The following is a 13,401-nucleotide window of genomic DNA, read 5'->3' on the forward strand; positions in this document are numbered from 1 at the left end:
TGTGGGGAATGGGCTTTCACCTCCCGCCACATCAGGCTCTAAACTAATAATCAGAAGTGTGATTGTCTTCAAATCAGTTGTAATCGCAGTGTTAAATTTTGTTCAATACTGGTTGCGTGTCATAGGATTTACAAATACATTCAACAATGCGTCCAGGGGGGAGGAGGGGTCATGAATTCTATTTTTACCGAAGAAAATCTGTTGGCATTTACCACCACGGCGCGTTTTGGCAGCTTCAGCAAGGCGGCCAAGGAACTGGATCTGACGACCTCGGCCATCAGCTATACCATCAAAAGGATGGAAACCGGGTTGGACGTCGTACTGTTTAACCGCAGCACGCGCAGCATCGAACTCACCGAGTCCGGTTTTTACTTCTACCGTAAAGCGACCGATCTGCTTAACGACTTCCATGCCATCAAGCGTGGTATTGATACCATCTCGCAGGGTATCGAGGCGCGGGTGCGCATCTGTATCAATCAGTTGCTCTACACCCCAAGGCATACCGCCCGGCTGTTACAGGTGCTGAAGAAGCAATTCCCCACCTGCCACATTACGGTGACCACCGAGGTATACAACGGCGTCTGGGATTCCATCATCAACAACCAGGCCAATATCGCTATTGGCGCACCGGATACGTTGCTGGACGGCGGTGGCATTGATTACACCGAAATTGGCGCCATCCGCTGGGTGTTCGCCATTGCGCCCGATCATCCATTGGCGTTTATGCCAGAGCCGATCTCAGAGAGCCAGCTGCGGCTTTATCCCAACATCATGGTGGAAGACACCGCGCATACCATCAACAAGAAAGTGGGGTGGTTGCTGCACGGGCAGGAAGCGATCCTGGTGCCGGATTTTAACACCAAGTGCCAATGCCAGATTTTAGGGGAGGGGATTGGTTTCTTACCGGAATATATGGCGCGTGAACCGGTAGCAGAGGGGCTGTTGGCAACCCGCGCCATTCATAACCCACGGCAGGATTCCAGCATGTTGCTGGCGACACAGCATGCGGCAACCGGGCAGGTCACCCAGTGGATCAAAAAGCAGTTCGCTCCGGGTGGGGTGCTGACCGGGATTTATGGGGATTTGCTTTATCGGGAGTGACTCGGGGATCTTGGTGCCTAAAATCCCCTTACCCTGGCAGAAAGTAAACTGCACCTTAAACGCTGGCTAGTCACAAATTAAGGTGCAGTGGGTTATGGCAAAACAGTCCCTTCCCATAAATGATTATTGGGATCCATCGCTGGTTTATCAAATAAAATAGTGGGTCGATCAGAAGCTATATAAAACGCCAGCCACTGCATTGATACTATAATCACGATCGGTCATCGGGCTATCTTTCACCGTGTCGCTCATCTGTTCATTAAATCCCATCAGGAACAGCTGCCAGTCGTTATTAATGGCATAATAGCTGGCGAGAGAAATGTAAGATGTGACGCCGCTTTTCGCCTGGTATTGTTGCATCCCGCTGCGTTGCGATTCCCGTTCGCTGATACCATAATAGTAATTATTGAAGGCGCGGTTTTGCCAGCGCATACCGAAACCGGGAACCAGTTGTAATTTGCCAAACTGGAAGCGGTACTGATAGCCGACATCGGCAATTACGCCGTCGCTATAGCCCAGCACGTCGGTTGCAATATCAGCGTTGATGCTCCCCCAATCGGCATGATACTGATACCCGATGCCCGCCATGGCGGTCGCTCGCCGCTTATCCAGTTTCTTCATCGCCGGATCGTCGCTATCCGCAGGCTTAAAGCTTAGCGGAGAGTAGTTAACCGCCAAATGCAGATTGTGCTTCTCAGAACTCAGTAGATTAATGCCGATCCCTTGGCCGTTAATAAAAAACTGCTCTCCTTGATAAGTCAAAATCGGTAGCGGTATATATTGTGCATCATAGTCGCGATAGGGTAACTGTTCTGCCAGTACCCCAGCACCTACCGACCAATCGCCAGCATAGGCATTGCCCGTTAGTAATATGGCTGTCAGCGAAAGGGCATTAACTGAAAATAGTGGCTTGCGAATAGATATAAAATTATATTCCATCATGATAGATATCCCAGATTTAGGTCAAAAGGTTGCCATCAGCTTCTAATGAGCCGATAACTGAAATTACATTCTTATTAAGGTATTAATGAACTAATATTGCTTACTCTTTGAAAAATAGCTCCTGTTCAATGGCAATCAGTAAGGTGGCTATCAGCAATAATAGGGCTGTCCAGATACATTTGGTCAACGGTGCGACCTGCATAAGCTCTGCCATCATCACTAGGGTAAAGTGAAATAAAATGGCTGCCGGAATGCTACGCTGACAACGATAGTAGAACCAATTGGCCAGCACGGCGGCAGGAAACATGCTGATAAAAAAGTTGGTAACGTATATTCCCCCGGCCTGCCATAGTTGATGCTGATAGGTATCTGCAATAAAGAATAAGGGTAAATGCCAGAGTGCCCATAGCCCAAAAAATATCAACGAGGTGGGCAGCAACATTGGCCAACGGCCCCTTAAGCTATCGACGCCATAACCGCGCCAGCCCAGTTCCTCTAGTATTGAAGCGATCAGTGCCAACGGTAGCATGGCCAGAAAACCGCTGGAAAAAGCAAACTGGGTGGTACTCAAACCTAGCCGTACTGACAGCCAAATGGCCATCAGTAACGGCAGCAGGATTAATCCCAACATGGTTAGCGTGCGGCCCAGCGTTATCCCTGCCAAAGAAAATACCCTGCAGCGAATATCCCTCCACAACCGCCGGTCTTTGGCTGTCCATATCATCACCCCTGTTGCCAGGGCTGGGCCAAGTAATCCCAGCAGAGCTACAAATAACGCCGACTGTTGCCTATCCGGTAAATGGCTCAGATAGGCTGCGAAGGCCCACGCTAACCATGAAAACGCAAAAACCAGACCAAAAAAGCGCAGCGGAGAATAACGGATTACCGGGATCATCGCTTATTCCTCTCCTTGAATACTGGCCCCTAAAACGGCGGCAAAAGACCCGGCAGCGGCACCGAAGGCGCGCTCAATCAGCAACAGCATGGCCTGTATACGCGCGGCTTGCTCTTCGGGCGTCCAGCTAAACATCTGGTGGCCGAACAGGAACAGCGAACCGGCGAGAATGAACTGCACCGTCGATAGCGGATCATCAACTTGAAAAACGCCTTCCTGGTTTCCTTGCTCCACCACTGTTGCCAGGATCGGCCCAAAGGCCAACACCGTTTCAATATTGCTGCGCTCATGTAATGCGCGGTTCTCCGGGCGGTGTAAGTCCTCAACCAAAGCCTGCCCGGCTTCTACGGTTTGATTCTGCGCGGCGATGATGGCGCAGAACTTTTCAATCGCCCCCAGTTGCGGATCGTCGGCAATGATTTGTGAGCGGGCAACCATCTCGGCACACAGTTGCTGTGCCAACGCTGCCAGTACTTCATCTTTGGATTTGAAGTAGTAATAAAACGTCCCCTTGGCGATGCCAGCGCTGCGGACAATGGAATCAACAGAGGTCGACTCATACCCGATTTCCTGAAACAGCTCGCTTGCCGCCTGCAAAATTTCAGCCCGGCGCACCTCTGGCGTTTTCACTGTACGTACCATAATAAATCCCTCTTTTGCGTATGGAGTAGCGCTACGGTATTTATTGACTGACGGTCAGTCAATAAAAAATGCAGTTTTTTTGCACGCAATGGCCGAGGTAGACATTCCGCAGATTACCTTCCGTATCTGACGACTGCTCTGAACTAGTCCCTCTCATTTTTGGGGGAGGAGGGAACATCGAGTATGTGTCATCATTTTGTTTCCCTCATCCAACCCGTTATCTTTCAATAACTAATTAGAGTTAGTTCGAGTTTGCGCTGCCTCGCAAAATTCAATCAACAACTGAACAACCTGCCGGAACTTGACCAAAGACAACATTTTTTGTGGGGTCTATGGTATCCCTACGCACGGTGTAATGGCGAAAATCTGTTCTAACAAGAACTTAACGACTAATAAAAGCACTGCTCTCAAGCAGGCAAAATGGATGGGATGCTTATGAATAAGGTAAGCAAGTTATTGATGCTATTTCTGGCAGGGATGTACGCGGTTTTTCTCTCTTTCTCGGCACAGGCAGATGCGACACCTGCCGCCACGCCGCAGAAGGTTGAAGCCAAGAATGAAACCTTCTCTGCACCTCACCCTGACCAATATAAGTCCTGGCAGGCGACTTCCGAGCAGTCCGATCGGGTAGACGCTTTGGCTGGCGACCCGCGTCTGGTCATTCTTTGGGCCGGATACCCGTTTGCCAAGGATTACAACAAGCCGCGTGGACATGCCTATGCCATCACGGATATCCGTGAATCCTTGCGTACCGGCGCCCCGAAAACGGCAGAAGATGGTCCGTTGCCAATGGCCTGCTGGAGCTGCAAAAGCCCGGACGTTGCCAGGGTGATCGCCGAACAGGGCGAAGCGAGTTATTTCCATGGTAAATGGGCGCGTGGCGGGCCGGAAATCGTCAATAACCTCGGCTGTGCGGACTGCCACAATACCGCTTCCGCTGATTTTGCCGCCGGTAAACCTGCGCTGCAACTTTCCCGCCCTTATGCGGCTCGCGCTATGCAGACGATCGGCAAGCCGTTTGATCAGGCAGGCCGCTTCGACCAGCAATCGATGGTGTGTGGGCAGTGCCACGTTGAGTATTACTTTGATGGTAAAGACAAAGCGGTGAAATTCCCTTGGGACAAGGGCACCACGGTTGATGACATGGAAGTGTATTACGACAACATCGAATTTTCCGACTGGACCAACCCGCTGTCCAAGACGCCAATGCTAAAAGCCCAACATCCAGAATATGAAACCTGGAGCGCGGGTATTCATGGCAAGAACAACGTTACCTGTATCGACTGTCATATGCCGAAAGTGCAAAACGCCCAAGGCAAAATCTATACCGATCACAAAATTGGCAATCCGTTCGATAACTTCGAGCAGACCTGTAAGAACTGCCACACCCAGGATAAAGCCAGCATGCAGGCGGTGGTGGAAAAACGTAAGCAAGACATCAACGAAATCAAGCTGAAGGTGGAAGACCAACTGGTCCACGCGCACTTTGAGGCGAAAGCAGCCTGGGATGCCGGAGCTACCGAAGCAGAGATGAAACCGATCCTGACCCATATCCGTCATGCACAGTGGCGTTGGGACTTTGCCATCGCTTCCCACGGTATTCAAATGCATGCGCCAGAAGTTGCATTGCGCATTTTGGGCACCGCGCTCGATCAGGCAGCACAGGCTCGGACTCAGTTGATCCGTCTGCTAGCGACCAAGGGCATCACCACTGAAATCCCACTGCCAGACATTTCCACCAAGGAAAAGGCTCAGTTGGCGCTCGGTATGGACATGCCGCAGCTGAACGCCGAAAAGCAGGAATTCCTCAAGACGGTGGTACCGCAGTGGGAAGAACAGGCACGTAAAACCGGGCTGTTAGGCAAATAACCCCTCCGCCCCGTGTGCGGGGCGTAAACAAATGGAGTCAATATGAGCGTACTGCGTTCGTTATTAACTACCGGGGTGCTTGCCTGTAGCCTTTGGCTGACAGTGTTACCGGTATCGGCCCAGACCGACAGCCCCGCTGTTCAACAGAAATCGGCGGAAGTCACCTTGCAACGTAATCCGGATGAGGCCTGCCTGCGCTGCCACAAGCCGCAACAAAATGCGATGCACGGTAAACATGCGGGAGCCATTAACCCGAATAACAAATTGCCACTGACCTGCACTAACTGTCACGGTTCACCTTCGCTGCATCACCGTGAGGGCGTGAAGGATGTGATGCGTTTCAACGAGCCGATGTTCGGCGTGGAACAGCAAAACAGCGTTTGCCTGTCCTGCCATTTGCCAGAGACATTGCAAAAAGCCTTCTGGCCACATGATGTGCATTTGGCCAAGGTGAGCTGCGCCAGCTGCCATGCCTTGCACCCGCAGCAAGATAAGGTACAGGGGCTGAACGACAAGGGGCGGATCAAGCTCTGCGTGGACTGCCACCGTCAACAACAGGATGATCCCGCGTTTAATCCAGCGTCCGTAAGGCTGGATAAGGGGCAGCCATGAGCTGCTCACGGCGCCGTTTTATCGTAGGCATTGGCGTGTTGGCGGCTGGCTCGACCCTGGCGGAAAAGCTGCTGGCGCGCACCATGAACGTCAATGGCATCCGTTACGGCATGATCCACGATGAGTCGCGTTGCATCGGCTGTACCGCCTGTATCGATGCCTGCCGCGAAGTCAATCAGGTGCCGGTGGGCGTTTCACGCCTGGAGATCGTCCGTAGCGAACCGATAGGCCAATTTCCGGACGTGAAATACCGGTTTTTCCGCCATTCGTGCCAGCATTGCGATGATGCTCCCTGTGTGCATGTCTGCCCAACGGGGGCCTCGTTTATCGATGCCGCCAGCGGCATTGTCGACGTGAACCCGGATCTCTGTGTCGGTTGCCAATACTGCATCGCTGCGTGCCCTTACCGGGTACGCTTTATTCATCCGGTGAGCAAAACGGCGGATAAATGCGATTTTTGCCGCAAGACCAACCTGCGGCAGGGCAAGCAGCCAGCCTGTGTACTGTCGTGCCCCACCAAGGCATTAACCTTTGGCAATCTCGACGATCCACACAGTGATATTTCGCGTCTGCTGCAGCAAAAGACCACTTATCGCTACAAGATAGCCTTGGGGACACGGCCAAAAATGTATCGCGTGCCGTTTAAATATGGGGAGACAAGTCAATGACTTCTGCCTTTCATTTTGACTCTCTGGTCTGGGACTGGCCCATTGCGATTTACCTGTTCCTGATCGGCATCTCTGCCGGTTTGGTCACCCTGGCTATCCTGTTGCGCCGTTATCATCCAGAGGAGGGGGCCTCAAACAGCCGGGTGATGTTAACCACGCTGTTTATCGCACCAACCTCGGTCATGCTTGGGCTGGTGATCCTGATTTTCCACCTGACCCGTCCGTGGACCTTCTGGAAACTGATGTTCCACTATAGCTTCACCTCGGTGATGTCTATGGGGGTGATGCTGTTCCAAGTCTACATGGTGGTGCTGGTGGTCTGGCTGGCGCTGATCTTCCGTGACGAGGTGGCGGCGCTGCAACAGCGTTGGTTGCCAAAGTTGTCGGTGATCCCACGCCTGCTGCAACGCTTGCTGCCGCTGTTGCGGCCAATAGAAACGGTAATGTTGGTGTTGGCGGTGCTGTTGGGGGCTTATACCGGTTTCCTGCTCTCGGCGCTGAAGTCGTACCCGATGCTGAATAACCCGTTGTTACCGGTGCTGTTCCTGTTCTCTGGCGTTTCGTCCGGGATCGCGGTGGCTCTGCTGGTAGCGGCCTTCGGACCCAAAGGTCATCTGCACAGCCGGGAAGTGCATTTCCTGCATCGCCTGGAGACGCCGGTGGTGTGGCTGGAGATCTTCCTGCTGGCGGCGTTCTTCATCGGCCTGTGGCTGGGGGATGACGGCAAACTCCGTGCCTTGTCGGCCACGCTTGGCGGTGGGTTCTGGTCCTGGTGGTTCTGGTTGGGCGTTGTTGGTTGCGGGCTGATTATGCCATTGCTGCTGAAAGCTCTGGGCTGGGGGAAAGCGCATTTCCATATCCTGTTGATCAGCGGCGCTAGCCTGTGTGGCGTGCTGTTGCTGCGTTATTTTATTCTGTATGCCGGGCAGATGACGGTTGCCTGAGTGCTTACCCGTCGTCTTTCAAGCCGCAGCGTTGTTACCTGCACTTGCCCACCCCAGTCACTTACTAAAAGTAAGCTCCTGGGGATGAACAAGCTTGTCGCCTGGTAGTGCTGTACAAGGATGTACGAATGCCGCGAGCGCAGGGATGCGCATGAGCGGCCGACTTGAAATCCATAGGGTAGAGCAGGACAGATAGAAGAGAATAAGGCGGTAGATGTGTTGTGGTTACCCGAGCTGGGATTTATTGCGTTATTGCTGGCCTGCACGGCGTCGCTGCTGCTGGCTGGCATTACGCTGTTGACGTTGATGGATCGCCGTTGGGGTGGGCTGTTGCCAGTGCGTGGCTGGAGCCTGAGCATTTTTGTGTTAATCGCACTGTCTTTCGCCATTCTGCTACAGCTGTTTTTGCAAAATGACTTCTCGGTCATGTACGTAGCACAGCATGGTCACAGCCAGTTGCCACCGCTGATGAAGGCTGGGGCGCTGTGGGGTGGGCACGAAGGCTCGCTGCTGCTCTGGCTGCTGTGCCTGGCCGGTTGGTCTGCCTGCTTTGCCTTGTTCAGCCCTAAATCGATGCGCTCACTACAGCCGCTCACGCTGGCCATTCTGGCGTTGATCGTCGGCTGTTTTCTGCTTTTCATCCTGTTCTTCTCCGATCCTTTCGTTCGGCTCTTTCCCGCCGCGGTTCAAGGGCGCGATCTGAACCCGATGCTGCAACATATCGGCCTGATCCTGCACCCTCCGCTGCTCTATTTGGGCTATGCAGGGTTTGCCACCTGTAGTGCTCTGATGCTTGCTGCTTTGCTGCAAGGGGAGTTTAGCGCCGAGATTGCCGGCCAGTGCCTGCGCTGGGCCAAACCGGCCTGGTGTTTCCTCACTGCCGGGATTATTTTGGGGTCCTGGTGGGCTTACAGCGAGTTGGGCTGGGGTGGTTGGTGGTTCTGGGATCCGGTTGAGAATGCTTCACTGCTCCCTTGGCTGACCGCGACCGCTTTGTTACACAGTTTGGCAGTCGGCCAGCGTACCGGAGGATTGCGGCATTGGTCGCTATTGCTGACGTTAGGCACCTTTGTTCTCAGCCTGCTGGGCACCCTGATTGTGCGTTCTGGCATCCTGGTTTCAGTGCACGCCTTTGCGTTGGATGAGCAGCGTGCATTGCCGCTGTTTATCCTGTTTGCGTTCCTTAGTGGTTCATCGTTTTTGATTTATGCATTACGTGCCAACCGGGGGAAAGCCGTTATGTCCCCGGTGAAACCTGCATTGCTCGGCGCGTTGTTGCTTCTCAGTTCCGCCGCACTGATCGTGCTGGTGGGGACTTTGTACCCGATGCTCTATCGGATAATGGGGTGGGGGCAGATCTCGGTTGGCGCGCCTTATTTCAATCTGGTGCTGCTGCCGTTTGGGCTGCTGGGGCTGGTATTGATGTGTTACGGCGGATTCAGGCGGCGGCGTTATGCCCAGTGGATCGCTCACGCAGGAGTGCTGCTGACGGCATTAGGCATTGCCAGTTCGGCGCTGCAACGCCATGAAATCAGCCTGAACGTCACCGTGGGCGAGACGGTCAGCCTGGCGGGATACCAATTTACGCTGCGTTCGGTAGATCTACAGGCTCAGGCTAATTTCACCAGTGAACAGGCGGTGATTGAGGTTACCCAGCAAGGCAAGCCCGTGGCCCAGTTAACGCCTGAAAGGCGGTTTTACACCGCCCGCCGCCAACAGATGTTTGAGCCAGGCATCGACTGGAACGCTTTCCATGACTGGTACGTGGTGATGGGCGAAAAAAGTGGCGAGCAGCGTTATGCCATGCGCTTTTATGTGCAGACCGGCATCCGTTGGATCTGGTGGGGTGGGGCGTTGATGATGATTGGCGTGTTGGCCGCCGGTTGGCAAAGGAGGCAAGCATGCGCTGGTTAACTGCTCTGTTGTTGTGGGGGAGCATCACGTTGCCGCTGGCGGCCCAGATCGTCGATACCTGGGCATTCACCTCGCCGGAAATGCAGGAGCAGGCGCTGACGGTGGCAGGCCAGATCCGTTGCCCGCAATGCCAGAATCAGAGCCTGCTGGAGTCCAATGCCCCTGCGGCGGTCGCCATGCGCCATGAGGTATTTGCCATGACCGAACAAGGCAAAACGCAGGCGGAAATCATGAGTTTTATGACGGCACGCTACGGTAACTTTGTCCGCTACCAACCGGCTTTTGAGCCCTCGACGTTGTTACTCTGGGGGCTGCCACCGCTGATGTTAGGGGCGATTGGGCTGGTGTTATGGCGGCGGAGGAAAGCGGAATGAAATCGCGTTCTTTCCCTCTGCTGTTTATCGTGCTGGTGCTTGGCCTTTCCGCGGGTTGGTATGTGGCCAGCGGCCGTCCGGTTACCGTGTTGGCCGAACAGCATAAGCGCAGCTTGCCCGTCCAACCGCTCACGCCTCATCAGCAGGCCGAAAGCGAGTTTCAGCAGTTACAGCAGAAGATCGACCAGTCACCGCAGGACAGCGTGTTGTGGGCACAGCTGGGGGAATATTATCTGTTTTACGATAATTTTGCCGATGCGCAGGCGGCCTATCAGCGGGCATTGGCTCTACGCGGGGCGAATGCTGAACTTTACTCGGCGTTGGCAACGGTGCTTTATTACCAGGCAGGCCAGCGTATTACCCCGCAGGTGGAGAGCAATATAGCAAAGGCTTTGGCGTTGGATAAGGATGAGGTTTCGGCGCTGATGTTACTTGCTGCCGATGCCTTTATGCATACGGAATATGCCAAGGCGATAAGCTTATGGCAACGCCTGTTGGACAGCCAGTCACCACGGGTTAACCGGCCACAGCTGATTGAGGCTATCAATATGGCCAAGCTGCTGTTACAGAATCAATAAAATTGAGCGATTTCCCCTCACCCTAACCCTCTCCCAAAGGGAGAGGGGACCGTACGTGCCACCTGTTGGCTAATTTATTTATCCTATATATCAATATATTAAAGTTAAACTCTGCACATAACGATAACGCCGTAGCAACTCCCTCTCCTGGGGGAGAGGGTTGGGGTGAGGGGGCCGGAGCTCACTCCATGCGAATGAAATTCACCAATCTAGGCTGAGCAATCCTCTGATAATCTCCAGCGTTGAGGATCAGCGAACGCTCCAGCGTGCCAGCATTAAAGGCCAACTCGTCAAAGCGCTCAAACAGCAGCGGGTCGGCCACCAGCAGCAAATCCGGGTGGAAGCTGAACGGCGGGATCGCGCCAAAGACGCAGTCGGTCAGCTGGTCGACTTCAACCGGGCTGGCCAGTGAGGCGCGAGTACCGCCAACACCCTGCGCCAACGCGCCGAGATCGGCCTGTTGGTCGGCGGGCAGTATGGCCAGCACGTGCTGCTTGATGCCGTTGCCCTTGACGTGGCACACCAACGCTTTCGCCCCTTGCCCCAACTGGGTGCCGCGTATCTTGGCGACTTCTTCGGATTTCCCTGCCGTGGGATGCTCAACCACGCGATAGCGCGCCTGCTGCTGGTCAAGAAGGGAGGTTAAACGACTAAAGGTTGCGGTAGACACGCCATGCTCTCCTGAACTTTGATTTTCTTGCCCCTATCATAACGCGTTGTGACAGAGAATGGCTCAGCCAGATTATTGATTAAACAACGGGCTATTTTTTTGTTTTTACGGATAATACGTAATTATGAAACGGGATTTTAATTTTTTGAAAGGAAAGGGGCGTGAAGACTAACCTGTCGTTGTTTACCCAGCCGAAGTTCGTTTGGCTGTGTGCGGCTTTCTGCTGTTTGCTGTGGGGCAGTGCCTACCCGGCGATTAAAAACGGTTATGACATTTTCCAGATCGCCACCGACGATCTCCCCGGCAAGATCGTCTTTGCCGGTTACCGCTTTGTGATTGCAGGGGCCTTATTACTGCTGTTTGCCATCTTGCAGGGTAAGCCCATCGGCCGTTTGTCACGACGCCAGTATTCACAGTTGGTGGTGTTAGGGAGCACGCAAACGGCACTGCAATACGTCTTCTTCTATATCGGTCTGGCCTACACCACTGGGGTAAAAGGATCGATCATGAATGCGACCGGCACCTTCTTTAGCGTGTTGCTGGCGCATTTCATTTATAAAAACGATCGTCTTAGCATGAATAAAATCGTCGGCTGCGTGGTGGGTTTTGCCGGGGTGATGGTGGTGAACTTCAACAGTCAACTGATGGACTTCAGCTTTAGCTGGCTGGGGGACGGTTTTGTGGTGATCGCCGCGTTTATCCTTTCGGCCGCTACGCTGTATGGCAAGCGCATTTCGCAGACCGTCGATCCGACGATCATGACCGGCTGGCAACTGGCCATCGGCGGTGTGATGCTGACGGTTGGGGGATATCTGGCGGGGGGCCGGTTAGAGTTCCACGGCTGGGCATCGGTGACGATCCTGGGCTACCTGGCGCTGCTGTCCTCGGTTGCTTTTGCGCTCTGGAGCCTGCTGCTGAAATATAACCGCGTGGGCATGATTGCGCCGTTCAACTTCCTGATCCCGGTTTCCGGTGCGGTATTATCGGCCATTTTCTTACAGGAAAGCATCACGGAATGGCGTTATGCCGTGGCGCTGGTGCTGGTGTGCTTTGGTATCTGGCGGGTCAACGTAGTGCGCAAAGAGGCATCGTAGGGGCGCCCGCATGCGAGTCAGATTCCATATAAATACTGTCATAATGTGAGTGGGCGAATGCCTGTGGTAGGTTTTTTATGTTAAGTCCAGGATGACCAACATGAAAAAAGCCACTCCTACACTGCACGATGCGGTATTTAAACAGTTTCTGACTCACCCAGATACGGCCCGAGATTTTCTGGAATTGCACTTGCCGCCTGCCTTGCTGCAATTTTGCGATCTGAATACGCTAAAACTAGAATCTGGTAGTTTTATCGAGAGTGGCCTGCGTGCTTACTACTCCGACGTACTCTATTCGTTGCACACGGAGCAGGGGGACGGTTATGTGTACGTTTTGCTTGAGCATCAAAGCTCACCCGATAAGCACATGGCATTTCGACTCGTACGCTATGCCATTGCCGCGATGCATCGCCATCTGGAAGCGGGTCATGACCAGCTTCCGCTGGTTATCCCAATGCTCTTTTATCACGGTCAGGTGACGCCTTATCCCTATACCATGAGTTGGCTAGAGGAATTCAGTGAACCCGAGCTGGCCAGGCAGCTCTATGCAGGCCATTTTCCTTTGGTTGATGTCACCATCATTCCAGACGATGACATCATGCAACATCGCCGTATGGCCATTCTTGAACTGTTGCAAAAGCACGTGCGCCTACGTGATCTGGCTGAACTCAAGGAACAACTGGTCACATTATTGCTGGCCGGATACACTACCAAAGAGCAACTCATATCGTTGATTAACTATATGTTGCAGGTGGGGAGCACGACTGAACCGGGTGTATTGATCCACGAGTTGGCGAGGCGTGCACCACAGCACGAGGAGGAATTGATGACTATTGCAGAATATCTCAAACAACAAGGTATTGAGATAGGTATCGAGATAGGTATTGAGAAAGGTCGGGAGGCGGTCCTGAAAATTGCGAGTTCCATGCTGGCTGATGGCTTCGATCGCGCCCAGGTGATGAAATTGACCGGCCTCTCGGCAGACGATTTGGCGAAAATCAGCCACTAAACATGAGCTGAGATAACGAGTGCTAGATGAGGAACCACTGTGTGGTACCCATTTTCATAATGGCGAGCTCTGTATTCTTTGCCATAAGT

Annotated in this window: 14 protein-coding genes; 10 read left to right on the forward strand and 4 right to left on the reverse strand. The window is 53.4% G+C overall.

What is annotated here, in order from left to right; all coding sequences use genetic code 11:
• Positions 1–171: 171 nt before the first annotated feature.
• The gene (locus ACKWMY_RS00900) at positions 172–1,101 is read left to right on the forward strand and encodes a LysR substrate-binding domain-containing protein (protein WP_021180041.1); all 930 of its coding nucleotides are present in this window, start codon (positions 172–174) and stop codon (positions 1,099–1,101) included.
• A 168-nt stretch (positions 1,102–1,269) separates the two neighbouring features.
• Here the strand turns inward: ACKWMY_RS00900 and ACKWMY_RS00905 are convergent, their stop codons facing one another.
• From ACKWMY_RS00905 to ACKWMY_RS00915, 3 genes are all read right to left on the reverse strand, one after another.
• On the reverse strand, positions 1,270–2,043 hold the full coding sequence (locus ACKWMY_RS00905) for a MipA/OmpV family protein (protein ID WP_409485762.1): 774 nt from the start codon (positions 2,041–2,043) through the stop codon (positions 1,270–1,272).
• 100 nt (positions 2,044–2,143) lie between these two features.
• The gene (locus ACKWMY_RS00910) at positions 2,144–2,938 is read right to left on the reverse strand and encodes a CPBP family intramembrane glutamic endopeptidase (protein WP_309046961.1); all 795 of its coding nucleotides are present in this window, start codon (positions 2,936–2,938) and stop codon (positions 2,144–2,146) included.
• A 3-nt stretch (positions 2,939–2,941) separates the two neighbouring features.
• Positions 2,942–3,580: a TetR/AcrR family transcriptional regulator gene (locus ACKWMY_RS00915; RefSeq protein ID WP_409485763.1), complete on the reverse strand. Its 639-nt coding sequence runs from the start codon at positions 3,578–3,580 to the stop codon at positions 2,942–2,944.
• Positions 3,581–4,057: 477 nt separating this feature from the next.
• On the opposite strand from ACKWMY_RS00915, the gene nrfA reads away from it, so the two are divergent.
• The 7 genes from nrfA to ACKWMY_RS00950 all read left to right on the forward strand — a co-directional run bounded on the left by nrfA (position 4,058) and on the right by ACKWMY_RS00950 (position 10,539).
• Complete coding sequence (gene nrfA / locus ACKWMY_RS00920; RefSeq protein WP_308870706.1) at positions 4,058–5,449, forward strand: ammonia-forming nitrite reductase cytochrome c552 subunit; 1,392 nt, start codon at positions 4,058–4,060, stop codon at positions 5,447–5,449.
• A gap of 42 nt (positions 5,450–5,491) precedes the next feature.
• A complete protein-coding gene (nrfB, locus tag ACKWMY_RS00925; protein WP_409485764.1) occupies positions 5,492–6,061 on the forward strand; it encodes a cytochrome c nitrite reductase pentaheme subunit in 570 nt (189 codons plus the stop codon).
• Positions 6,058–6,729, forward strand: a complete 672-nt coding sequence (gene nrfC / locus ACKWMY_RS00930) for a cytochrome c nitrite reductase Fe-S protein (RefSeq protein WP_021180036.1) — start codon at positions 6,058–6,060, stop codon at positions 6,727–6,729. Before nrfB ends, nrfC begins: the two co-directional genes overlap by 4 nt.
• On the forward strand, positions 6,726–7,673 hold the full coding sequence (gene nrfD, locus ACKWMY_RS00935) for a cytochrome c nitrite reductase subunit NrfD (protein WP_409485765.1): 948 nt from the start codon (positions 6,726–6,728) through the stop codon (positions 7,671–7,673). Before nrfC ends, nrfD begins: the two co-directional genes overlap by 4 nt.
• A gap of 216 nt (positions 7,674–7,889) precedes the next feature.
• A complete protein-coding gene (locus tag ACKWMY_RS00940; protein WP_218623359.1) occupies positions 7,890–9,587 on the forward strand; it encodes a heme lyase CcmF/NrfE family subunit in 1,698 nt (565 codons plus the stop codon).
• Positions 9,575–9,961 carry a cytochrome c-type biogenesis protein CcmH gene (locus ACKWMY_RS00945; RefSeq protein WP_409485766.1) on the forward strand — a complete coding sequence of 129 codons (387 nt, stop codon included), beginning with the start codon at positions 9,575–9,577 and terminating at the stop codon, positions 9,959–9,961. Before ACKWMY_RS00940 ends, ACKWMY_RS00945 begins: the two co-directional genes overlap by 13 nt.
• A complete protein-coding gene (locus ACKWMY_RS00950; protein WP_409485767.1) occupies positions 9,958–10,539 on the forward strand; it encodes a heme lyase NrfEFG subunit NrfG in 582 nt (193 codons plus the stop codon). Before ACKWMY_RS00945 ends, ACKWMY_RS00950 begins: the two co-directional genes overlap by 4 nt.
• Positions 10,540–10,720: 181 nt before the next feature.
• On the opposite strand, the gene ACKWMY_RS00955 is transcribed toward ACKWMY_RS00950, so the two are convergent.
• On the reverse strand, positions 10,721–11,209 hold the full coding sequence (locus ACKWMY_RS00955) for a YbaK/prolyl-tRNA synthetase associated domain-containing protein (RefSeq protein ID WP_024530323.1): 489 nt from the start codon (positions 11,207–11,209) through the stop codon (positions 10,721–10,723).
• A 161-nt stretch (positions 11,210–11,370) separates the two neighbouring features.
• Here ACKWMY_RS00955 and ACKWMY_RS00960 point away from each other — a divergent pair, with 161 nt between their 5' ends.
• Together ACKWMY_RS00960 and ACKWMY_RS00965 are read left to right on the forward strand one after the other, a co-directional pair.
• The gene (locus ACKWMY_RS00960; protein ID WP_074027893.1) at positions 11,371–12,303 is read left to right on the forward strand and encodes a DMT family transporter; all 933 of its coding nucleotides are present in this window, start codon (positions 11,371–11,373) and stop codon (positions 12,301–12,303) included.
• A 100-nt stretch (positions 12,304–12,403) separates the two neighbouring features.
• Positions 12,404–13,312: an Rpn family recombination-promoting nuclease/putative transposase gene (locus ACKWMY_RS00965; RefSeq protein WP_409485768.1), complete on the forward strand. Its 909-nt coding sequence runs from the start codon at positions 12,404–12,406 to the stop codon at positions 13,310–13,312.
• Positions 13,313–13,401 lie beyond the last annotated feature (89 nt).

The sequence above is a fragment of the Serratia sp. J2 genome, assembly GCF_046269175.1.
GTDB classification, from domain to species: Bacteria; Pseudomonadota; Gammaproteobacteria; order Enterobacterales; family Enterobacteriaceae; genus Chania; species Chania fonticola_C.

Bases quoted from the DNA above. Each gene is read 5' to 3' on its own strand.
- ACKWMY_RS00900 (WP_021180041.1), top strand. From the start codon at position 172: ATGAATTCTATTTTTACCGAAGAAAATCTGTTGGCATTTACCACCACG.
- ACKWMY_RS00905 (WP_409485762.1), bottom strand. From the start codon at position 2,043: ATGATGGAATATAATTTTATATCTATTCGCAAGCCACTATTTTCAGTT.
- ACKWMY_RS00910 (WP_309046961.1), bottom strand. From the start codon at position 2,938: ATGATCCCGGTAATCCGTTATTCTCCGCTGCGCTTTTTTGGTCTGGTT.
- ACKWMY_RS00915 (WP_409485763.1), bottom strand. From the start codon at position 3,580: ATGGTACGTACAGTGAAAACGCCAGAGGTGCGCCGGGCTGAAATTTTG.
- nrfA (WP_308870706.1), top strand. From the start codon at position 4,058: ATGTACGCGGTTTTTCTCTCTTTCTCGGCACAGGCAGATGCGACACCT.
- nrfB (WP_409485764.1), top strand. From the start codon at position 5,492: ATGAGCGTACTGCGTTCGTTATTAACTACCGGGGTGCTTGCCTGTAGC.
- nrfC (WP_021180036.1), top strand. From the start codon at position 6,058: ATGAGCTGCTCACGGCGCCGTTTTATCGTAGGCATTGGCGTGTTGGCG.
- nrfD (WP_409485765.1), top strand. From the start codon at position 6,726: ATGACTTCTGCCTTTCATTTTGACTCTCTGGTCTGGGACTGGCCCATT.
- ACKWMY_RS00945 (WP_409485766.1), top strand. From the start codon at position 9,575: ATGCGCTGGTTAACTGCTCTGTTGTTGTGGGGGAGCATCACGTTGCCG.
- ACKWMY_RS00950 (WP_409485767.1), top strand. From the start codon at position 9,958: ATGAAATCGCGTTCTTTCCCTCTGCTGTTTATCGTGCTGGTGCTTGGC.
- ACKWMY_RS00965 (WP_409485768.1), top strand. From the start codon at position 12,404: ATGAAAAAAGCCACTCCTACACTGCACGATGCGGTATTTAAACAGTTT.